Source organism: Georgenia sp. (assembly GCF_054605595.1).
In genome coordinates, this window is the sequence record NZ_JBTSDU010000009.1 from 21,761 (window position 1) to 41,799 (window position 20,039).

At 72.5% G+C, this 20,039-nt stretch carries 19 protein-coding genes and 1 pseudogene; 4 read left to right on the forward strand and 16 right to left on the reverse strand.

Annotated features, from left to right (window positions below):
- The first annotated feature begins 28 nt into the window (after nucleotides 1-28).
- Nucleotides 29-1,207, forward strand: a complete 1,179-nt coding sequence (locus tag ACYC1Z_RS02330; RefSeq protein WP_461407948.1) for a MalY/PatB family protein — start codon at nucleotides 29-31, stop codon at nucleotides 1,205-1,207.
- A gap of 701 nt (nucleotides 1,208-1,908) precedes the next feature.
- On the opposite strand, the pseudogene ACYC1Z_RS02335 reads toward ACYC1Z_RS02330, so the two are convergent.
- From ACYC1Z_RS02335 to ACYC1Z_RS02375, 9 genes and pseudogenes are all read right to left on the reverse strand, one after another.
- Nucleotides 1,909-2,331 (reverse strand): annotated as a pseudogene (locus ACYC1Z_RS02335) (tyrosine-type recombinase/integrase); the annotation flags it as partial.
- A 230-nt stretch (nucleotides 2,332-2,561) separates the two neighbouring features.
- Nucleotides 2,562-2,906 carry a metal-sulfur cluster assembly factor gene (locus tag ACYC1Z_RS02340; RefSeq protein WP_461407949.1) on the reverse strand — a complete coding sequence of 115 codons (345 nt, stop codon included), beginning with the start codon at nucleotides 2,904-2,906 and terminating at the stop codon, nucleotides 2,562-2,564.
- Complete coding sequence (gene sufU, locus ACYC1Z_RS02345) at nucleotides 2,903-3,397, reverse strand: Fe-S cluster assembly sulfur transfer protein SufU (protein ID WP_461407950.1); 495 nt, start codon at nucleotides 3,395-3,397, stop codon at nucleotides 2,903-2,905. Before sufU ends, ACYC1Z_RS02340 begins: the two co-directional genes overlap by 4 nt.
- Entirely contained in the window at nucleotides 3,390-4,730 is a 1,341-nt protein-coding gene (locus ACYC1Z_RS02350) for a cysteine desulfurase (RefSeq protein ID WP_461407951.1), read from the reverse strand. Before ACYC1Z_RS02350 ends, sufU begins: the two co-directional genes overlap by 8 nt.
- 14 nt (nucleotides 4,731-4,744) lie before the next feature.
- Nucleotides 4,745-5,503, reverse strand: a complete 759-nt coding sequence (gene sufC, locus ACYC1Z_RS02355) for a Fe-S cluster assembly ATPase SufC (protein WP_461407952.1) — start codon at nucleotides 5,501-5,503, stop codon at nucleotides 4,745-4,747.
- A gap of 42 nt (nucleotides 5,504-5,545) precedes the next feature.
- Nucleotides 5,546-5,893 carry a non-heme iron oxygenase ferredoxin subunit gene (locus ACYC1Z_RS02360; protein WP_461407953.1) on the reverse strand — a complete coding sequence of 116 codons (348 nt, stop codon included), beginning with the start codon at nucleotides 5,891-5,893 and terminating at the stop codon, nucleotides 5,546-5,548.
- A 2-nt stretch (nucleotides 5,894-5,895) separates the two neighbouring features.
- Nucleotides 5,896-7,095 carry a Fe-S cluster assembly protein SufD gene (gene sufD, locus ACYC1Z_RS02365; protein ID WP_461407954.1) on the reverse strand — a complete coding sequence of 400 codons (1,200 nt, stop codon included), beginning with the start codon at nucleotides 7,093-7,095 and terminating at the stop codon, nucleotides 5,896-5,898.
- On the reverse strand, nucleotides 7,095-8,546 hold the full coding sequence (sufB, locus tag ACYC1Z_RS02370) for a Fe-S cluster assembly protein SufB (RefSeq protein WP_461407955.1): 1,452 nt from the start codon (nucleotides 8,544-8,546) through the stop codon (nucleotides 7,095-7,097). The genes sufD and sufB overlap by 1 nt, the downstream gene beginning before the upstream one ends.
- Complete coding sequence (locus tag ACYC1Z_RS02375) at nucleotides 8,546-9,310, reverse strand: helix-turn-helix transcriptional regulator (RefSeq protein ID WP_461407956.1); 765 nt, start codon at nucleotides 9,308-9,310, stop codon at nucleotides 8,546-8,548. Before ACYC1Z_RS02375 ends, sufB begins: the two co-directional genes overlap by 1 nt.
- Nucleotides 9,311-9,535: 225 nt before the next feature.
- Here ACYC1Z_RS02375 and ACYC1Z_RS02380 point away from each other — a divergent pair, with 225 nt between their 5' ends.
- Genes ACYC1Z_RS02380 through ACYC1Z_RS02390 form a run of 3 tightly spaced genes read left to right on the forward strand, consistent with a single transcriptional unit; the run spans nucleotide 9,536 to nucleotide 12,292 of the window.
- Nucleotides 9,536-10,480 (forward strand): ABC transporter ATP-binding protein, encoded by a 945-nt coding sequence (locus ACYC1Z_RS02380; RefSeq protein ID WP_461407974.1) that lies wholly within the window; start codon nucleotides 9,536-9,538, stop codon nucleotides 10,478-10,480.
- A complete protein-coding gene (locus ACYC1Z_RS02385; protein ID WP_461407957.1) occupies nucleotides 10,477-11,277 on the forward strand; it encodes an ABC transporter permease in 801 nt (266 codons plus the stop codon). The genes ACYC1Z_RS02380 and ACYC1Z_RS02385 overlap by 4 nt, the downstream gene beginning before the upstream one ends.
- Before the next feature lie 16 nt (nucleotides 11,278-11,293).
- Nucleotides 11,294-12,292: a COX15/CtaA family protein gene (locus ACYC1Z_RS02390; RefSeq protein WP_461407958.1), complete on the forward strand. Its 999-nt coding sequence runs from the start codon at nucleotides 11,294-11,296 to the stop codon at nucleotides 12,290-12,292.
- Between the two features lie 60 nt (nucleotides 12,293-12,352).
- Here the strand turns inward: ACYC1Z_RS02390 and ACYC1Z_RS02395 are convergent, their stop codons facing one another.
- From ACYC1Z_RS02395 to ACYC1Z_RS02425, 7 genes are all read right to left on the reverse strand, one after another.
- Nucleotides 12,353-12,688, reverse strand: coding sequence for a NifB/NifX family molybdenum-iron cluster-binding protein (locus ACYC1Z_RS02395; protein ID WP_461407959.1), 336 nt, complete (start codon nucleotides 12,686-12,688; stop codon nucleotides 12,353-12,355).
- Complete coding sequence (locus ACYC1Z_RS02400) at nucleotides 12,685-13,326, reverse strand: NUDIX domain-containing protein (RefSeq protein ID WP_461407960.1); 642 nt, start codon at nucleotides 13,324-13,326, stop codon at nucleotides 12,685-12,687. Before ACYC1Z_RS02400 ends, ACYC1Z_RS02395 begins: the two co-directional genes overlap by 4 nt.
- Nucleotides 13,323-15,095, reverse strand: a complete 1,773-nt coding sequence (locus tag ACYC1Z_RS02405) for a CTP synthase (protein WP_461407961.1) — start codon at nucleotides 15,093-15,095, stop codon at nucleotides 13,323-13,325. The genes ACYC1Z_RS02400 and ACYC1Z_RS02405 overlap by 4 nt, the downstream gene beginning before the upstream one ends.
- 130 nt (nucleotides 15,096-15,225) lie before the next feature.
- On the reverse strand, nucleotides 15,226-16,392 hold the full coding sequence (locus ACYC1Z_RS02410; RefSeq protein WP_461407962.1) for a glycosyltransferase family 4 protein: 1,167 nt from the start codon (nucleotides 16,390-16,392) through the stop codon (nucleotides 15,226-15,228).
- Entirely contained in the window at nucleotides 16,376-18,028 is a 1,653-nt protein-coding gene (gene murJ, locus ACYC1Z_RS02415) for a murein biosynthesis integral membrane protein MurJ (RefSeq protein ID WP_461407963.1), read from the reverse strand. Before murJ ends, ACYC1Z_RS02410 begins: the two co-directional genes overlap by 17 nt.
- A 2-nt stretch (nucleotides 18,029-18,030) precedes the next feature.
- Nucleotides 18,031-18,942, reverse strand: coding sequence for a hypothetical protein (locus ACYC1Z_RS02420; RefSeq protein WP_461407964.1), 912 nt, complete (start codon nucleotides 18,940-18,942; stop codon nucleotides 18,031-18,033).
- Nucleotides 18,939-20,030, reverse strand: a complete 1,092-nt coding sequence (locus tag ACYC1Z_RS02425) for a copper transporter (RefSeq protein WP_461407965.1) — start codon at nucleotides 20,028-20,030, stop codon at nucleotides 18,939-18,941. Before ACYC1Z_RS02425 ends, ACYC1Z_RS02420 begins: the two co-directional genes overlap by 4 nt.
- Nucleotides 20,031-20,039: the final 9 nt, after the last annotated feature.

The following is a 20,039-nucleotide window of genomic DNA, read 5'->3' on the forward strand; positions in this document are numbered from 1 at the left end:
GGGCGTGCTACATGTCATCCGCCATTCGATGAACTACGCCCCGGACTTCGACCCCGTGCTGGACCGCAGGGGTACGAACTCCCCCAAGTGGGACGCGCCGAACGGGTTCGGGGTCAGCGATGTCATCTCGCTCTCGGTTGCCGACATGGACTTCCGCGCCCCCGCGCCGATCCGGGCCGCGGTCCAGGAACGGGCGGCCCTAGGCATCTTCGGGTACACGGACCTGGCCGCAGACCACGGCGAGGTCGTGCAGCGGTTCCTCGCCGAGGAGCACATGTGGGAGGTCGGCGCCGACGACGTCATCTACTGCCGGGGGGTGGCGCGGTCCGTCGCGCTGATGCTGCGCGCGTGGACGACCACGGGGGCAGCGGTGCTCATACATGCCCCGTACTACACCCCACTCGCCGAGACGATCCTGCGGAACGGGCGCCAACTGATCGCTCAACCGCTCATTCTCGAGAACGGTCGCTACCACATGGACTTCGAAGCGATGGCCGACGCGTTTGGCGCTGGCGTCCAGGCAATGGTCCTGGTCAATCCACACAACCCCACCGGCAGAGTCTGGACTCGCGCCGAACTCACCAGGCTGGCCGAACTGTGCCTCGACCACAATGTGCTGCTGATCTCGGACGACGTACATGCCGACTTCACGCAGCCTGGGCACGACCACCTGTTCGCAGCCGGCCTCGCCAAAGAGATCTCGCAAAACACGGTGACCTTCACGTCGCTCGGTAAGACATTTAACGTACCCGGTCTGGAAATCAGCCACCTGATAATCACTGATCCGACGCGACGGGAGCAGTTTCGACAGGCGATGCGCGCCGCGAGCATCCACAATCCGAGCTTCTTCGCCTCCGCCGTCACACGCGCCGCCTACCGAGACAGCCTCGGATGGCTCGTCGAGCTCCGCGCCTACCTCGCAGGCAATCTCGCATTGCTGCGCCGTCGATTGGCCAGCGAGATGCCACGCCTGAAGCTCGTCGAACCAGAAGGGACATACCTCGGCTGGATCGACGCACGCCACTGGGGAAGCGCCACCGAGTTAGCAAACCTGATGACCCGGGCTCGGATCAATGTCGGCGTAGGCGCATCGTTCGGCCCCGTGTACGAGCAGTTCTTCAGGCTCAACTACGCGACCCCCCAATCCCAACTCATCGAAGCACTCGACCGGCTGCACGACGCCTACAGAACTGCACCGACACCTTGACGGCCAGCGCGCCGTCGAGCACGCGATGGTCGGCCGAGAGGGTCCCCGTCATCATCGTGGCGATCGTGACCCCGCCGTCGACGACCACGGGTCACTGCTCCGCCCCCCGACCGCGAGGATCCCGGAATGCGGGGGGGTGCTCGAACGCCTCCTAACCGACAGCGTTGCCACGACGGCTTGACACCGCCCTGCACCATTGGCGACAACCCTTGACGGTGTCGTCTCACCCTGCTGCCAAACATGCAGGCCAGGATCGCGACGTCACGCCTGGACGCCTTCGTCTTCGGTTCTCCGGTCTCGTTGTACCTGCCGCTGACCCTGTTGTTCGCAGCAGTGCCCCGCACATGCACAAAGGCGCGTGCCGCGTCCTCCAGGTCCAGGTGGCGGCGCTGCAGCGCCCGCAACTCGCCGTGACGTAGCCCGGTCGTCGCCGCCAGCGGCACCATCGCCGCCAGGTAGTCCGGCATCAGCTCGTGCAACGTCCACATCTGCTCCGGCGTCAGCACCACGGGCTCGTGCAAGGCGTCGTATCTCAGCGCCCCCTTGACGCGGGCCGGCGACGTTTCGAGGAGTTCGTGGTCGACGGCATCATTCAGCACCGCGGACAGCACCTGGTAAGCAGAGAACGCCGCGCCCCGGCCATCGCCCTTGCGGTTTGCGGCCTTGGCCTCGGCAGCGAGCTGCGCCCGCATCTTCGTGTACCAGTTGGTGACGTCCAACCTCGTGGGGTCCCGCAAGGGGATGTGGCCGAGATCGGGCAGCACACGCTTGCGGAGTGTTCGCTCATACCGGTAGATCGTCGACGGGCGCAACTGCTTGCCGGTGATCGACCGCTCCGCCCACTCGGCGAACGTGATCTCGCGCTGCGCTTCCAAGCGCGCTTGCCGCTCGCGCTCCCGCGGAGGGGTCCACTGGTCGCGGTCGATCAGGAGACGCTCGGCGTTGAGCCAGGCCTCGGCGGCCATCTTGTCGCCAAAACTACGTGAATGTCGCTTCAGGTCGCGCCCGGTGTAGCGGGCCCGCCAACCAGTCACCGCGCCAGTCTCACGATTCCTGTGCGCCTCGAGCTCCCCGAAGGTCCGCTTTCGTGCGTTCTTCTGTGCCATGGGTGTGCCTCCACCCATCAGGTGTCTCGCCGGGACCTCCTCTGGTGGGGGAATCGCACACGCCGCACAGCCGCCGATCTGGGCTCCGACCTGCGCCGACGAACCGAAATCCTTGGGGGAACTGTGGGGGAATGAGGTGCCTCAAGAGGCCTTCTCAGTCCATCTGGGTCCTTGACCAAGAATGGTGCCGTCGCAGGTCAGGCCGCATGTCCCCTGATCAGGCGATCAGCGGAGATGCCGCCAAGTACTCAGACGTTGAAGCCCAGTGCGCGGAGCTGCTCACGGCCGATGGGGGTGATCTTCTCCGGACCCCACGGCGGCATCCAGATCCAGTTGATGCGCATACCGTTCACGAGGCCCTCCAGGGCCATGGAGGTCTGGTCCTCGATGACGTCCGTCAGCGGGCACGCCGCCGACGTCAACGTCATGTCGATGACGGCCTCGTTGTTCTGGTCGATGGCGACGCCGTAGACGAGGCCGAGGTCGACGACGTTGATGCCGAGCTCGGGGTCGATCACGTCACGCATGGCCTCCTCGACGTCGGCGGCCGTCGTCGGCGAGGGGCCCGTGGCCCGCTCGGTGGTCTCACTCATGAGTTCTCCTTCTGGGACGGGTCCGGCGAGTCGGTGGTCAGTGCGTGAGCGAGCGCGTCGCGCAGGGCCATCCAGCCCAGCAGCGCGCACTTGATGCGGGCCGGGAACTTCGCCACGCCCACGAAGGCGGTGGCGTCCTCCAGCTCGTCCTGCTTGTCGTCGGCGAGCTCCAGGCCGCGGTTGTGCATCAGCTCGCGGAACACCTCGTTGAGGTGGTCCACCGTGGCGATGTCCTGGCCGACGACCAGGTCGTGCATGACGGAGAGCGAGGCCTGAGAGATCGAGCATCCCTGTCCCACCCAGCCGACCCCGGCGATGCGCGGCGCCGCGGCCGAGTCGTCGAGGTGGACACGCAACGTGACCTGGTCCCCGCAGGTGGGGTTGACCTGGAAGGACTCCCCGTCGAACGGGTCGAGCTCTCCCGCGCCGTGCCGCTCCCGGGCGTGGTCCAGGATCACCTGCTGGTACAGCTGCTCCATCGCGTCAGCCATCGTGCACCCCGAAGAAGTGCCGGACGTGGCCGAGCTTCTCCACGAAGAACTCGATCTCCTCCGCCGTGGTGTACAGCCCGGCGGAGGCGCGCGCGGAGGCGTGTGCCCCGAGGCGGCGGTGGACGGGCTGGGCGCAGTGGTGCCCCACCCGCACCGCGATGCCGTCGTTGTCGAGCACCTGGCCGACGTCGTGCGGGTGCACGCCCGCCACGTCGAAGGCGACGACGGCGAGCCGGTCGCGGGGGTCGGTCGGGCCGAGGATCCGCACCCCGGGAACCGAGGCGACGCCGTCGAGCAGGAGCCGGGTGAGTTCCGCCTCGTGCGCCGCGACGGTGTCCATCCCGACCTCGGTGAGGTAGTCCACCGCCGCGTTCAGGCCCACGCTCTGCGCGATCATCTGCGTACCGGCCTCGAACCGGGTGGGTGCCTCCGCATAGGTGGTCGACTCCATGGTCACGACCTGGACCATGGACCCGCCGGTGAGGAATGGCGGCATGGCCGCCAGCAGTTCCGCCTTGCCGTACAGCGCCCCGATACCGGTGGGGCCGAGCATCTTGTGGCCGGAGAAGACGGCGAAGTCGACGTCCAGCGCCTTGAGGTCGAGCGGCAGGTGCGGCGCCGACTGGCACGCGTCCAGCAGCACCAGCGCACCCACCTGCCGGGCGCGGGCGACCAGGTCCGCCACCGGGCTGATCGCCCCGGTCACGTTGGACGCGTGCGTGAACGCCACGACCTTGGTCCGCTCACCGATGACGTCGAACGTCGCCGGGTCCAGGCGACCGTGGTCGTCGACCCCGATCCAGCGGAGCGTGGCGCCGGTGCGGGCACTCAGCTCCTGCCAGGTCACCAGGTTCGCGTGGTGCTCGGCCTCGGTGACGACGATCTCGTCCCCCGGGCCGACGCCGAACAGCTCCCGCGCACGGTCGCCACCGCGGCCCAGCGCGGCGTTCGACATGGCGTACGTGACCAGGTTGATGCCCTCGGTCGCGTTCTTGACCCAGACGATCTCCCCGGTGTCGACACCGACGAACCGCGCGACGGCCGCCCGGGCCTTCTCGTACAGCTCGGTCGCCTCCTCCGCGAGCGCGTGGGCGCCGCGGTGCACGGCGGCGTTGGAGCGCTCGTAGAACTCGGACTCGGCGTCGATCACGCAGCTCGGCTTCTGCGAGGTGGCGGCCGTGTCGAGATAGACGAGCGGGCGGCCCCCCCGCACGGTCCGGGTCAGGATCGAGAAGTCCGCCCGGATCGACGCCAGCTCGGCCGCGCTGAGCGAAGGGCCGGTGCGGTCCTCGACGGCCAGGTTCGTCGCGTGCGACGTACCGGCAGCGTTCATGTGATCAGGACCTCTCAGACCGCGGCTGTCGTGTACTTGTCGTAGCCCTCGGCCTCGAGCTGGTCGGCGAGCTCCGGGCCGCCCTGCTGGACGACGCGGCCGTCGACGAACACGTGCACGAAGTCGGGCTTGATGTACTGCAGGATGCGCGTGTAGTGGGTGATGAGCATGACGCCCAGGCCGGATGTGTCGTGGACGCGGTTGACGCCCTCGGAGACGATGCGCAGCGCGTCGACGTCCAGGCCGGAGTCGGTCTCGTCCAGGACGGCGAACTTCGGCTGCAGCAGCTCCATCTGGAGGATCTCGTGGCGCTTCTTCTCGCCGCCGGAGAACCCGTGGTTGACATCACGCTGGGCGAACTCGGGATCCATGCGCAGCTTGGTCATGGCGTCCTTGACGTCGCCGACCCACTTCCGCAGCGCGGGGGCCTCGCCGGTGATGGCGGTCTTCGCGGTGCGCAGGAAGTTCGAGACGGTCACGCCGGCGACCTCGACCGGGTACTGCATGGCGAGGAAGATGCCCGCGCGGGCACGCTCGTCGACCTTCATCTTGAGCACGTCCTCGCCGTCGAGGAGGACCTCGCCCTCGGTGACGGTGTACTTGGGGTGCCCGGCGATCGAGTACGCCAGGGTGGACTTGCCGGAGCCGTTGGGGCCCATGATGGCGTGGATCTCGCCGGAGCCGATCGTCAGGTCGACGCCGCGCAGGATCGGCTTCGGGCCGTCGTTCGTCTCGACCGAGACGTGGAGGTTCTTGATCTCAAGGGTGGACATTCGCGCTCTTCTCTTCCTGGGGGCTGTTCGGTGACGGGGGCGTCAGCTCATGACGTCGACGGTGGCGTCGACGTCGACGAGGACGCGCTCCCCGTCCAGGGTCACGAGGTAGACGGGGACGGGCTTGGTGGCCGGCAGGCTGAGCGGCTTGCCGGTGTCCAGGTCGAAGATCGACCCGTGGAGCCAGCACTCGATGGTGGTGCCCTCGACCTCGCCGTCCGAGAGGTTCACCTGCCCGTGCGAGCAGATGTCGGAGATGGCGTGGTACTCCCCCGCGTCGTCGCGCACGACGGCGACGGGCACGGACGAGCCGTCCGGCGCCTCGAGGTCGACGCGCCTGACCTCGCCGGGCTCGAGGTCGGAGGTGTCCAGGACGTGCTGGGTGCTCATCGTCAGGCTGCCTCCATCGTCCGGTCGAGCTCGGCCTCGATGGCGGCGAGCAGACGCTCCTGCACCAGCGGGACCCCGATCTGGTTGATGAGCTCGGCGAAGAAGCCGCGCACCACCAGACGGCGGGCCTCGGCCTCCGGGATGCCGCGCGAGCGCAGGTAGAACAGCTGCTCGTCGTCGAACCGGCCGGTGGCGGAGGCGTGGCCCGCGCCCTCGATCTCGCCGGTCTCGATCTCCAGGTTCGGCACCGAGTCGGCCCGGGCCCCCTCGGTCAGGACCAGGTTGCGGTTGAGCTCGTAGGTGTCCGTGCCCTCGGCCGCCGTGCGGATGAGGACGTCGCCGACCCACACCGAGTGCGCGCCGTCGCCCTGCAGGGCGCCCTTGTAGGTGGCGCGGGACTTGCACTTCGGCACGGCGTGGTCGACGAAGAGGCGGTGCTCCTGGTGCTGGCCGGCGTCGGTGAAGTACAGGCCGAGCAGCTCGACATCGCCGCCGGGGGCGGTGAACGCGGCGTCCGGGGTGATCCGGACGACGTCGCCGCCGAGGGTGACGACGATGTGCCTGAGCTTGGCGTCGCGGCCCACCCGGGCCCGGTGGGAGGACGCGTGCACGGCCCCGGCGGCCCAGTCCTGGACGGAGACCACGGTCAGGTGCGCGCCGTCGGCCACGTCGATCTCGACCGTCTGGGCGAGCTCGACGACGCCCCGGTGGTCGAGGACCACGACGGACTCGCTGTGCTGCTCGGCGACGACGAGGACGTGCTGCGCGGCCGGGGTGGCGCCGGTGCCGTCGATGCGGATCATCACGGGACGCTCGGCTACGTGGTTCTTCGGGATCGTGAGGACGTGCGCCTGCGGGAAGGACTCCCACGCGGCGGCCGCGATGCGGTCGCCCGGGGCGCCGACCTGACCCAGGCGGGCGTCGTCGCGAGGCGTCTGCTCGAAGCGGACGGCGTCCTCCGCCTCGATGGTGACGGCGGGACCGGTGCCGGTGAGGCCCCCGGCGAACAGGCGCTGCAGGCGGTCGACGGGCGAGAAGCGCCAGTCCTCCTCGCGCCCGGTGGGCACCGGGAAGTCGGCCAGGGCGAAGGACGTGCCCCGGTCGGCGCGGGAGTCCTCGGGAACCGTGCCACCCCCGTGGCTGTGTGCCTCGTCCGCCGTCGCGCGGGTGTGGTCGGTGGACATGTCGGTGCTGGCGGTCATCAGCCGACGGCCCCTTCCATCTGCAGCTCGATGAGTCGGTTGAGCTCGAGGGCGTACTCCATCGGCAGCTCACGCGCGATGGGCTCGACGAAGCCGCGGACGATCATGGCCATGGCCTCGGTCTCCGCCATGCCTCGCGACATGAGGTAGAACAGCTGGTCCTCGCTCACCTTGGAGACGGTGGCCTCGTGGCCCATCTCGACGTCGTCGACGCGGACGTCGACGTACGGGTAGGTGTCGGAGCGTGAGATCTGGTCCACCAGCAGCGCGTCGCACAGCACGTTCGACTTGGAGTGCGTCGCCCCCTCGAACACCTGGACGAGGCCGCGGTAGGAGGCGCGGCCGCCGGCACGGGCCACGGACTTCGAGACGATCGAGGAGGACGTGTTCGGCGCCATGTGCACCATCTTCGAGCCGGTGTCCTGGTGCTGGCCCTCGCCGGCGAAGGCGATCGAGAGGGTCTCGCCGCGGGCGTGCTCACCCATGAGGTACACCGCGGGGTACTTCATGGTCACCTTGGAGCCGATGTTGCCGTCGACCCACTCCATGGTGCCTCCGGCCTCGACCGTCGTGCGCTTCGTCACCAGGTTGTAGACGTTGTTCGACCAGTTCTGGATCGTCGTGTAGCGCACGCGCGCGTCCTTCTTCACCACGATCTCCACGACCGCGGAGTGCAGCGAGTCGGACTTGTAGATCGGCGCGGTACAGCCCTCGACGTAGTGCACGTAGGAGCCCTCGTCGGCGATGATCAGCGTCCGCTCGAACTGGCCCATGTTCTCGGTGTTGATGCGGAAGTAGGCCTGGAGCGGGATCTCCACGTGCACGCCCTTGGGGACGTAGACGAAGGACCCGCCGGACCACACCGCGGTGTTGAGCGAGGCGAACTTGTTGTCGCCGGCCGGGATCACGGAGCCGAAGTACTCCTGGAAGATCTCGGGGTGCTCGCGCAGACCGGTGTCGGTGTCGAGGAAGATGACGCCCTGGGCCTCGAGGTCCTCACGGATCTGGTGGTAGACGACCTCGGACTCGTACTGGGCGGCGACGCCGGCGACGAGACGCTGCTTCTCGGCCTCCGGGATGCCGAGCCGGTCATAGGTGTTCTTGATGTCGTCGGGCAGCTCCTCCCAGCTGGTGGCCTGCTTCTCGGTGGACCGGACGAAGTACTTGATGTTGTCGAAGTCGATGCCGCTCAGGTCCGCGCCCCAGTGGGGCATGGGCTTCTTGTCGAACAGCCGCAGCGCCTTGAGCCGTCGCTTGAGCATCCACTCCGGCTCGTTCTTCAGGGCCGAGATGTTCCGTACCACCGAATCGTCGAGTCCGCGATGGGCGTTCAACCCGGCGTCGTCGGTGTCGTGCCAACCGAACTTGTAGTTCCCGATCGACGCGATCGTCTCGTCCTGGGTCATCGGCGCGTCCGGCGTCTTGACCCTCTGCTGGGTGGGAGTTGTCATCAGTTTCCTTCCGTGACGCCGCGGGTGGGCGACGTGAGGGTCTGGGAACGGCTGGGACGGTCACGCACCTGGGTGGTGCGTTGCGGCGGGGCGGGGGCGAGCGGCACGTGCGTGGTGCACACGTGCTCGCCCTGGGCGAGCGTGGCGAGCCGCTGGACGTGGACGCCGAGCAGCCGTGAGAACGCGGCGGTCTCCGCCTCGCACAGCTGCGGGAACGCCTCCGCGACGTCCTGGACCGGGCAGTGGCCCTGGCACACCTGGAGCGCGAGACCAGCGGCGCCGACGGTCCGGGTGGTGGCAGCGTAGCCGTCCGTGGTGAGGGCGTCCGCGAGGGCCCGGGCCCGCTCGCCCGGCGCGGTTCCGGCCCGCTCCAGGAGCGGGGCGTAGCGCCGCTCGAGCTCGCCGACCCGGGCCGCGGCGAACGCGTCCAGGGCCTGCTCGCCGGCCACCTCGACGAGGAAGCCCAGGGCACGGGTGGCCAGGTCCGAGTAGGCGTCGGAGAGCTCGGACCGGCCGGCGTCGGTGGCGACGTAGTGGCGGGCAGGGCGCCCGCGACGGCGCACCCCCGCGCCCGCCGGCTCGTGCACGACGATCTGGCCGTGCTCCTCGAGGTGGGCCAGGTGGCGGCGCACCGCGGCGGAGGTGAGGTCGAGTTCGCGCGCCATGGTGGCGGCACTGACCGGACCGCGTTCGACGATGAGACCGAGCACCCGGTCGCGGGTGGTGCTCTCGATCTCGTGGGTGGGTTCCACGGACGTGCTCAAGGCCGCGCACCTCCCTGCCGACAAGGCCTGCTGTTCCTGGTGAGCGGGACCGTCGTGACCCCGCCGACCGTGGGCGCCAGGGCCCCGGCCATTAGCGAACATTGTCCTTTCCAAAAGGGCCCGATGCAAGGAAGGGCACCCTCACCTGCGTGTGACGCGCGGCACGCCGCCTACACTCGCGGGGTGCCCCACCAACCGTCGGCGACCTCCGATGCCCCGGCCCTGATGGTGCGCGGGCTCCGCCGCTCCTACGGCCGCCGCGACGTGGTCCGCGGCCTGTCCCTCACCGCCGGGCGCGGCGAGCTGACGGCCGTCCTCGGCCCCAACGGTGCCGGGAAGACCACCACCATCGAGTGCTGCGAGGGTCTGCGCCGCCCCGACGCCGGCACGATCGAGGTCCTCGGGGTCGACCGGGCCGGCCGCTGGGCCGACGCCTACCTGCGCGAGCGCGTGGGCGTGATGCTGCAGGACGGCGGACTGCCGATGGCACCGCGCGCCGGCACCGTGCTCACGCACCTGAGCCGGCTGCACGCCCACCCGCTCGACCCCGGGGCGCTGCTGGAGCGGCTCGGCCTGACCGACGTCGCCCGCACCCCGGTGCGCCGCCTCTCCGGCGGGCAGCGCCAACGCCTGGCGCTCGCCGCGGCGGTGGTGGGCCGGCCCGACCTGGTCTTCCTCGACGAGCCCTCGGCGGGCCTCGACCCGCAGTCGCGGCTGGCGGTGTGGGACCTGCTCCGGGAACTGCGTGCGCGGGGCACGTCGCTGGTGCTGACCACGCACCTGATGACCGAGGCGGAGGAGCTCGCCGACCATGTGGTCATCATCGACGCCGGGCAGATCGTGGCCGAGGGGGCACCGGCGGACCTCGTCGGCGGCCGGCGCGTCCGGGTGGCGGCGGGCGACGCGGCCGAGGCGCTGGTCCCGATGCTGCGCGCCGGCCTCGCCCAGGCCGGTCGCGACGACCTGACGGTGACGACGGCGCACGGCGTCGTCGAGGTGCACGGCCCGGACGGAGCGGCGGTGGACGCCGGCACGCTCGCCACGATCTCGACGTTGCTCGCGGACGCCGGCCACGGCCGGCGGGAGATCTCCCTCGCCAGCGGCACGCTGGAGGACACCTTCCTGGCGCTGACCGGGCGCTCGCTGCGGACCGCGGAGGACGCTCGATGACGAAGGACACCGGAACCCCGACGATCGCCGGTCCGGCCAGCCCCGAGGCGGCACACTGGCGGCTCACCACCCGGCGCACGCTCGCCCAGACCAGGTTCGAGACGCTGGCCGTGCTGCGCAACGGCGAGCAGCTCCTCCTGACGTTCCTGCTTCCTGCCATCGTCCTCGTGGTGCTGGTGCGCACCGACGTCGTCCCGCTGCCCGGGGACCGCGCCGCTGCCGCGCTCGCGGGGACGCTGGCGCTGGCCGTGGCCTCCACCGCCTTCACCTCCCAGGCCATCGCGGTGGCCTTCGACCGCCGGTGGGGCGTGCTGCGCCTGCTCGCGACGACGCCGCTCGGCCCCCGCGGGCTGCTCGCCGGCAAGCTCGGCGCCGTCGTCTGCGTCCTGCTGGCGCAGGTGGTGGTGCTGGGTGTGGTGGCAGCCCTGCTCGGCTGGCGCGGCGCGGGGCTCTCCCCCGCGGCGGTGCTCGCCGCCGCGGTGCTGATGCTGCTGGGCGCCGCCGCGTTCGTCTCCCTGGCGATGCTGCTGGGCGGCACGCTGCGGCCGGAGGCGGTGCTCGCGGTCGCGAACCTGCTGTGGGTGCTCATGGCGGCCGGCGGCGCGCTCGTGGTGCCGGCCGCCACGCTGCCGGAGCCGCTCGCCGCGCTCGTCCGGCTGCTGCCTTCCGGCGCGCTCGGCGAGGGGATGCGGACGCTGGCGACCACCGGGACGCTCGACCTCGCCGCGGTGGCCGTGCTCAGCGCCTGGACGGCGGCCGCAGCGTGGTTCGCGGCGCGCCTGTTCCGCTGGGACTGACCCGTACGCTGGCGGGGTGAGCACCGCGACCGAGCCGAGCCGCCCCGACGACACCGCACGGCCCGACGGCCCCGCGGGCGGCGGGGGCCCCCCGCGCGCCCCCCTGGACCCGCTCACCTGGGGCCTGGCCGTGGCGAACCTGGTGGCCCAGATCGGCATCATCGTCACCGGCGGTGCGGTGCGCCTGACCGGCTCGGGGCTGGGCTGCTCGAGCTGGCCGATGTGCGAGCCCGGATCCTTCACCCCGCAGTTCCGCGCGGCCACGTCCGTCCACCCCTACATCGAGTTCGGCAACCGCACCCTCACCGGTGTGCTCGCGGTCATCGCCGTCGCCCTGCTCTGGGCGGTGTACCGGCGCGAGCCGACGGCGTCGCGGTCCGCGGGCCTGCGGCGCCTCGCCTGGTGGCCGCTGGTGGGTATCGCGCTGCAGGCCGTGATCGGTGGCGTGACCGTGTGGGTGGACCTGCACCCGGCCATCGTCGGCTCGCACATGCTCATCTCGCTGGCGCTGGTCGCGGTGTCCGCCTACCTCCTGGTCCGCCTGCGCTCGGCGGACGCCCCGGCGCGGCCGCTCACGCCACCGCGGCTGCGGGCGCTGCCCTGGGTCCTGGCCCCCGTCGGAGCCGCGGTGGTGGTGCTCGGCACGATCGTCACCGGCACCGGTCCGCACTCCGGGGATGCCGACGAGCCGTTCCGCTACGCGCTGGACCCGCTGCTGATCACCCGCGCCCACTCCGCGTCGGTGTGGCTGCTCGTCGCGCTCGTCGCGGCCGGCGCCGCCTGGCTCGTGCGACGCCGCGACGACGACGCCCTGGCCGGGGCCCGCCGGGCCTGGTCGTGGCTCGTCGTCGTCACGCTCACCGAGGGCGCCATCGGCTACACCCAGTACTTCACCGGGCTGCCGGAGATCCTCGTCGGGGTGCACATGCTCGGCGCCGCACTCGTGGTCGTCGCGCTCACGTACGCCTGCAGCGCGTTCTACACCCGGGCGCCGGGCCTGGTCCCGGCCGGCTGACGCGTCCGTCCACGGCGACCGCGGCTCTCCGGTCGCCGGGCCCCTGCCGCTGCGGACCGTTCAGTCCCCGGCGACCGCCGCGAGGACGGCCGCACGGGCGTCCGCCCCCGCCGCCACGGGCCGGACCGTGATCTCCATGGTGGCGAGCATGCGCTGCATTCCCGGGCCCATGTGGTGCGCCAGCACCGTGTCGACGTCGTGGTCCTTCAGGAAGCGGGCGATGCGGGCGTGGTGGGAGCCCTCGGTCCCCTCGTCGTGGGAGGCGTCCCAGCGCACGTCCGTCTCCTGCCAGGCAGTGATGGTGCCCGCGCTGACGGTGGCGACGGCGACGCGGGGGGCCTTGCCCCAGCTGTGGCCCGTGCGGCCCTCGGTGGTGACGGGAACGATGACGGTCATCGGTGCTCCTCTCGGTTCAGCCACGACGCACTCACCGGCCGCAGCGGTGCCCAGCCCTGGGCCCGGGCGCTCGCCGTGGCGAGGACGCCGACGACGGCGCTCGGGTTGTGGATCCGCCCGGCGTGGACCGCGCGGACGGCCTCGTCCAGGCTCACCCACACGGTGGGCATGTCCTTCTCCTCGTCGACGCGAGCGTACCGTTCGGCCTCCGCGACCTCGCTGACCTGGCGCGCGAGGTAGATGCGCAGCGACTCGTCCGAGCCGCCGGGCGTGGTGAAGTAGTCCACGAGGACGTCCCAGCGCCCGGCACGCAGGTCCGCCTCCTCGTACAGCTCGCGTGCGGCGGCCGCGGCGTGGTCCTCACCGTCGACGTCGAGCAGCCCGGCCGGGATCTCCCACAGCAGGGCCCGGACGGGGTGGCGGTACTGGCGGATGAGGAGGATCTCCTCCCCCGCCGGCCCCTCCCGCAGCGCCACGACGGCGACCGCCCCGGGATGCGCGAGGTACTCCCGCACCACCGGCTGATCGCCCGGGGTGAGGCGGACGTCGTCGGCGACGAGGTCGAAGACGCGGCCCTGGTGGATCCGCCGGTGCGTCAGGACCTCCCGGGAGGTGTCCCGCTCGTCCGCCGGGTTCATGCGGGGTCGGTCCCGGCGTCGGCCACGGCCCCGACCGGCTCCTCGTGCTCGAGGCCGACCGTCTCGGGGGCCTCGACCTCGAGGAGGCGGGTGGCGCGCTGGCGCTCGAGCGCCGCCCCGACCAGTCCCGCGAACAGCGGGTGGGCGCGGGTGGGCCGGGACTTGAACTCCGGGTGCGCCTGGGTGGCGATGAAGTACGGGTGGAGGGATCGGTCGAGCTCGACGTGCTCCACGAGGGAGGAGTCGGGCGACCGGCCGGAGATCTTCAGCCCCACGCTCTCCAGGGCGTCGCGGTAGGCGTTGTTGACCTCGTAGCGGTGCCGGTGGCGCTCGCTCACGCGCTCGGCGCCGTACACCTCGGCCGCGAGCGAGCCCGGCTCGAGCACCGCCTCGTAGCGGCCGAGCCGCATGGTGCCGCCGAGGTCGCCCTCGCCGCCGACGATGGCGAGCTGCTCCGCCATGGTGGCCACGACCGGGTCGGGGGTGTCGGGGTGGAACTCGGTGGAGCTGGCCTGGGCCAGGCCGAGGACGTTGCGGGCGACCTCGATGACCATCGCCTGCAGGCCGAGGCAGATCCCGAGCGTGGGGATCTCGTTGACGCGGGCGTGGCGCAGCGCACCGACCTTGCCGTCGATGCCGCGCACGCCGAAGCCGCCGGGCACGAGCACGGCGTCGACGCCGTCGAGGGCCTTGCGGGCACCCTCCTCGGTCTCGCACGTGTCGGCCGCGACCCAGCGGATCTGCACCTTGGCGCGGTGGTGGAACCCGCCGGCGCGCAGGGCCTCGGTGACGGAGAGGTAGGCGTCGGGCAGGTCGATGTACTTGCCCACGAGGGCGATCTCGACGTGCTCCTTGGGGTGGCGCACGCGCTCGAGGAGGCGGTCCCAGACCGTCCAGTCCACGTCGCGGAAGCTCATGCCCAGCCGGCGCACGACGTAGGCGTCGAGGCCCTCGGCGTGCAGCACGGCGGGGATCTCGTAGATGCTCGGGGCGTCCTGGCACTGCACGACGGCCTCACGGTCGACGTCGCACATGGCCGCGATCTTCGTCTTGACGCCCTCGGGGAGGTCGCGGTCCGAGCGGCACACGATGGCGTCGGGCTGGATGCCGATGGCGCGCAGCGCGGCGACGGAGTGCTGGGTGGGCTTGGTCTTGAGCTCGCCGCTGGCGGCGAGGTAGGGCACGAGCGAGACGTGGAGGAAGAACACGTTGTCGCGGCCGATGTCCTGGCGCACCTGGCGGGCCGCCTCGAGGAACGGCTGGGACTCGATGTCGCCGACCGTGCCGCCGATCTCGGTGATGATGACGTCCGGCGGCTCCTGGCCGTCGGACGGCTCCGCCTGGGCGCGCATGCGTGCCTTGATCTCGTCGGTGATGTGCGGGATGACCTGGACGGTGTCCCCCAGGTACTCCCCGCGACGCTCCTTGGCGATGACCGTGGAGTAGACCTGCCCGGTGGTGGCGTTGGCCTTGCCGGAGAGCTCGACGTCGAGGAAACGTTCGTAGTGGCCGATGTCCAGGTCGGTCTCGGTGCCGTCGTCGGTGACGAAGACCTCACCGTGCTGGAACGGGTTCATCGTGCCGGGGTCGACGTTGATGTACGGATCGAGCTTCTGCATCACCACCCGCAGCCCTCGGGCGCGGAGGAGGTGGCCGAGGCTGGAGGCCGTCAACCCCTTCCCCAGCGAACTCGCGACCCCGCCGGTGACGAAGATCTGGCGGGGGATGCTGGCCTGGTTCCCGGGTAGCCGGGCGGAATGGTTGACCACGGACTTCGACCCTAGCAGCGACGGGCGTGGGGCGCTTGCACACGCGCCCGGATGGACTGTGCGATCACCCACGCTCGAGTGCCGTGCCCCGCCGTGGACCGCGCGAATGCCCGTGCGGCGCGCCGACCCGTCACGCCTGGTACACCGACCACAGCTGGGCGAGCACGTCCTCGGGGCCGGGCAGGGCCCGGGCCCGGGCGCGGGAGGCGGCGCGCAGCGCGTCGCGGCGGGTGTCGGCGGCGAGGACCTGCGCGACGGCGGCAGCGAGGGCGGCGGCGTCCCCGCCGGGCACGAGCACGGCGGCGTCCCCGGTCACCTCGCGCGTGCCGCCCACGTCCGTGGCGACCACGGCGGCGCCGGCGCGCAACGCCTCCTGCACGGCGAGGGGCTGGCCCTCCCATGTGGCGGTGGAGACGACGACGTCCGCGGCGGCGAGGAGGTCCGGGACGTCGTCGCGCCTGCCCAGGAGGTGGACGGGCAGGTGCTCCCGCTCGGCACGGGCGGCGAGGGTCTCGCGCAGGGGTCCGTCGCCGACGACGACCCACCGCCACGTCCCCGACGACGTCGCGTGGCGCCTGGGCCGGTCCCCGCCCTCGAGGATCGCGGCGGTGTCCGCGAGCAGGTCGAGGCCCTTCTGCGGGGCCAGGCGCGCGACCGTGAGGACGAGCCGTTCGCCGTCGGCCATCCCGAGCGCGCGACGCACACGGGCCGGGTCGGTGGTCGGTGCGGGCCGCGCCGGGGCGGGGACGAGCGCCCGCACCGTGGCGCGTGCCCCCATCGCGCCCATCCGGTCCACCAGGTCGCCGCTGACCCCGAGCACGACGTCGGCGCCCGCTGCGACGACGCGTTCGAGGACGCCGGCGACGGCCCGCACGCACCGGCCCCCCACGGGGAGGTTGTGCAGCGTGACCACGAGGCGGGGGCCGCCGGGCCCGGCCAGCGCGAGGACGGCCAGCGCCCCGGCGCGCAGGCCGTGCGCATGCACGACGTCGGCCCCGCGGGCGAGGCCGCGGATCCGGGCGACGGTGGCGACGTCGCCGAGGCGCGGCCGGTCGGTGATGTCGACGACGGCGGCCCGCACCCGGTCGCTGCCACGCCCGCTCCGGCGCAGGGGGGCCAGGACGTCGGCCGGTCCGGCGAGGACCACGATGTCGCCGTGCTCTCCCGGGCGGGGCAGGGCGCCCAGCGGCCGGCTGCCGGTCGCCAGCAGGGCGCTGATCTCGCGCACGTGGCGGCCCACCCCGCCGGCACTCGATCCGGTCAGCTGCAGCACCCGCATGTCAGTCCTCTCCCTCATCGGTCAGTATTGCGCGGGTCCAGCCCGGCTCCGGGTCGCTCGACCAGGCGCGCACCCGCCAGGTGTCGCGGTCGAGCACGAGCCCGGCCAGCGTGGTGGGCAGCAGGGCGAGGACGGCCCCTGCCGTCCCCGCGAGCACGGCGCCCACCGCTCCGGTCCCCGCGGCGCCCAGCACCACCTCGGTGACCAGCCGACCGGCCACGGCCCCGACGAGGGCGCCACCGCCGGCGACGAGGAGCGTGCGAGCCAGGCCGCGGACGCTCCCGGGGCCGCCCACCCGGCGCACGGCCACCAGCAGCAGCACACCGGCCGTGGTCATGCCGAGCGAGGAGGCGGCGGCGAGCGCGGTGAGCGTCGCAGTCGCGTCGGTCCCGGCGACGAGGGCTCGGACGAGGAGCCACGAGCCGACGCTGACCACACCCCACCCCGCCGCCGTCGCCAGGACGGCGGCGCGGCCCTGGTCGACGGCGTACAGGGCCCGGCTGAGGTGGAAGACCAGGGCGTAGCCGAGGATGCCCGGGGCGAACCAGGCGATCGTGGCGGTCATGCCGCTCATGTCGTCACGCAGCGAGAAGATCGCGCTGGCGGCGGGGGCGACGGCGAGCAACAGGGCGGCACCGGCCAGGGCGACGCCGGTGACGAGACGGGTCGAGCCGGCCGTCATCGCCGCGAAGCCGCGGGTGTCCCCGGCGCCGGCCCGTTCGGACAGGCGCGGGAAGACCGCGGTGGAGAGCGGGACGGCGAGGACGGCGTAGGGCAGGAGGTACACCGCCTGGGCGTAGCGGTAGATGTTGATGGTGCCGACACCGCCGTAGGTGTTGGCCAGGTAGAGCACCACGACGACGCTCAGCTGCTGGGCGAGGAGCGCCCCCAGCCCCGCGGCGGCGAGCCGCCCCGCCCGGCGCGCCACACCGGGCGGGAAGCGCCACGACGGGCGGGCGCGGACCCCGGCGCGAAGGACGGCGGGCAGCTGGCACAGGCTCATGGCCGCGACGCCGGCGGTGGTGCCCCACGCGAGCCAGGCCACGGCGTCGGCGGTGAGCGCGGCGGGGTCGTCCTGGCGGCCGGCGGCCAGCACGCCGAAGGCGAGGTAGGAGGCGATGACGACGATGGAGGACAGCAGCGGGGCGAACGCCGGCCAGAAGAACTTCCGCTGTGCCTGGAGCACCCCCGAGAGGACGACGCCGACCCCGTAGAAGGGGATCTGCAGCGCGAAGACGCGCAAGAACGTGGTGGTGAGCTCGCGGGTCGCGTCGTCGGTGCCGGCGGCGAGCAGCCCGGCGAGCGGGTCGGCGAGGGCGAGCACGAGCACCGTCAGGGGTGCCAGGACGCTCAGGGTCCAGCTGAGCAGGGCGGCGACGGTGCGGTCGACGTCGGTGCGCAGGTGCTGCGCGAGCGGGGCCGCGAGCAGGGGGACGACGACCCCGGCGAGGGCACCGCCGGCGGCGACCTCGAAGAGCACGTTCGGGACGGTGTTGGCGGTCTCGTACGCGGTGGCCGTGGCGGAGGAGCCGAGGGTCCAGGACTGCACGAGCCACCGCACGAAGCCGACGGCGCGGGAGAGCAGGGTGATGGCCGCGATGAGGCCCGCGGCGCCGAGGAGGCCGCCGAGCATGCCCCGCAGCCGGCCGGCCACCATCAGCGGGTGCGGCGCCCCAGCGCGTCCAGCCTGGCCAGCGCGGGGGTGGAGTCGATGACGCGGGAGAAGCTGACCCTCTCGCTGAGCAGCGTGAGGGTGACGACGGTGGTGAGTGCCGCCGTCCGCAGCGCGCGCGAGGGGTGGGCGGCGAGGGCCACGCCGACCAGGGCGCCGACGGCATTGGAACCGGTGTCGCCCAGCATGCTCCGTTCGGCGAGGTCGTCCGGCAGCGCGGCACCGGCGACGCCGAGGGCGGTGGCGGCGACCGTGCCGTGGGCGGTCCCTGCCCCGCCGAGCGCGAGGGGTGCGGCGACGGCGGTGGCGACCTTGAGCGCCCGCCCGGGTCGCAGGTCGAAGAGGTTGTGCAGGTTCGCCGTGCCCGCGACCAGCGCGGCCCCCGTGGCGGTGTCGAGCGCCCGGAGGAGCGGGCGGCCCTGGCGTGGGGTCAGCACGGCCGCGGCGAGGAGTGCACCGGCACCGATGCCGGCGATCTTCAGCGCACCGGTGGTCAGCCGACCCTGGCGCAGGGCGCCGAGGTGGCCGCGCAGCCCCTTGGTGCTGCGCTGCTCGGGGTCGTCGTCGAGATCGTCGACCAGGCCGGCGAGGGCCGCCGCCCCGGCCGCCAGGGCCGCGGCGGCGGCGGCGCGCCCCGGCGTCGCGGCGCCTGGGCGCGGCGGGTGCCCCGTGGCGCCTGCCGAGGGCCACCGCGTGCCGGCGAGGCAGAGAGGGGCGAGCGCCGAGGCGGCGCCGACGGCGGCCCCCCCGAGCAGACTCACCGGGCGGCCGGTGTAGTTGCTGCGGTCCCATCGCACCCGCCCGCCGGGGGGCCGGTCCTCCAGCGCGGCGCCCGCCACCGTGGTCGCGGCGGCACCGAGGACCGCCGGGAGGGTGAGGTCGAGCGCGCGGCTCATGCGGTGCCGTCGGCGGGGGGCGTGGTCCCGTCCGTGGGAGTCGCGGTGCCGTCGGGCGGGGCATCGGCGCCGCCCACGGGCGGCTCCTGCGACACCGGGGTGAGGTCGACGCGCGGCGGCATCGGGTCCTCGGCGCCCGACTGGAAGCCGTAGTGGCCGCGGGCTCCGGAGATCGACACGGCGACGGCGAGCGGGGTGGAGATCGTGGCGGTCACCTCGCCGACGGAGTCCACCGTGGTCACGGTGGCGGACGCGGCGTCGTCGGCCCGCACGGCCTCGACCAGGTCCAGGTCGGTCACGGCGGCCCCCACCGTCACGGCCGGTGCGACCTCCCCGAGGGCTGCGGCGAGGCGCACGTGGGCGGCGAGGACCTCGCGCAGGGCGTCGACCTCCTCCGCCGGCGTGGTCTCGGCCGGGGCCTCGGCGGGGCGCGGTCCGACGAGCACCGTGGCATCGGCCGGGCCGGTCAGCTCGCTCGTCACGGTCACCAGGGGCACGTTCGCGGAGGTGAGGAGGTCGAGGAGGGTCACGGCGTCGGTGCTGAGGGTGTCCCCGGCCGGCTCCTGGCCGGGCTCGGCGACGGCGGCGTCCGTGAGCGCATGCCCGAGCGCCAGCCCGAAGATGGTCTCGACGTCGACGTCCTGCGCCGGCTGCGGGTCGAGGTAGCCGAGCAGCTGCCCGGCGAAGCTCTGACGGAACGCCCGGGAGTCCGGGTCGGTCCACGCCTCGGTGACGGCGACCTCACCGGTGAGCCGCGCGCCGGCCGTCGCGAGGTCGTTGCGCACGCTCTCGACGTCCCCGGGGTCGGCCCCCGGCAGCGTCACGACCATCACGCCGCGGTCGGTGAGGCGGTCCGCCAGCAGGACGGGTGCGGCCGACTCGATGTACGTGGTGCGCTCGGTGACGTCGGCGACGGCGCCCTCGAGATCGCCCCGCAGGCGCTCCCGGTCCGCACGCAGGTCGTCCACCTGCCCGGTGAGGCTGTCGCCGATGGTGCTGTTCAGCGGCCCGGCGCCCAGCACGATCCCGACGGCCAGCGCGAGGAACACCGCGATCAGCGAGACGATGTGGTAACGAAAATCGATCACGTGAGGACT

Bases quoted from the DNA above. Each gene is read 5' to 3' on its own strand.
- ACYC1Z_RS02330 (WP_461407948.1), top strand. From the start codon at position 29: ATGAACTACGCCCCGGACTTCGACCCCGTGCTGGACCGCAGGGGTACG.
- ACYC1Z_RS02340 (WP_461407949.1), bottom strand. From the start codon at position 2,906: ATGAGTGAGACCACCGAGCGGGCCACGGGCCCCTCGCCGACGACGGCC.
- sufU (WP_461407950.1), bottom strand. From the start codon at position 3,397: ATGGCTGACGCGATGGAGCAGCTGTACCAGCAGGTGATCCTGGACCAC.
- ACYC1Z_RS02350 (WP_461407951.1), bottom strand. From the start codon at position 4,730: ATGAACGCTGCCGGTACGTCGCACGCGACGAACCTGGCCGTCGAGGAC.
- sufC (WP_461407952.1), bottom strand. From the start codon at position 5,503: ATGTCCACCCTTGAGATCAAGAACCTCCACGTCTCGGTCGAGACGAAC.
- ACYC1Z_RS02360 (WP_461407953.1), bottom strand. From the start codon at position 5,893: ATGAGCACCCAGCACGTCCTGGACACCTCCGACCTCGAGCCCGGCGAG.
- sufD (WP_461407954.1), bottom strand. From the start codon at position 7,095: ATGACCGCCAGCACCGACATGTCCACCGACCACACCCGCGCGACGGCG.
- sufB (WP_461407955.1), bottom strand. From the start codon at position 8,546: ATGACAACTCCCACCCAGCAGAGGGTCAAGACGCCGGACGCGCCGATG.
- ACYC1Z_RS02380 (WP_461407974.1), top strand. From the start codon at position 9,536: ATGGTGCGCGGGCTCCGCCGCTCCTACGGCCGCCGCGACGTGGTCCGC.
- ACYC1Z_RS02385 (WP_461407957.1), top strand. From the start codon at position 10,477: ATGACGAAGGACACCGGAACCCCGACGATCGCCGGTCCGGCCAGCCCC.
- ACYC1Z_RS02395 (WP_461407959.1), bottom strand. From the start codon at position 12,688: ATGACCGTCATCGTTCCCGTCACCACCGAGGGCCGCACGGGCCACAGC.
- ACYC1Z_RS02400 (WP_461407960.1), bottom strand. From the start codon at position 13,326: ATGAACCCGGCGGACGAGCGGGACACCTCCCGGGAGGTCCTGACGCAC.
- ACYC1Z_RS02410 (WP_461407962.1), bottom strand. From the start codon at position 16,392: ATGAGGGAGAGGACTGACATGCGGGTGCTGCAGCTGACCGGATCGAGT.
- ACYC1Z_RS02420 (WP_461407964.1), bottom strand. From the start codon at position 18,942: ATGAGCCGCGCGCTCGACCTCACCCTCCCGGCGGTCCTCGGTGCCGCC.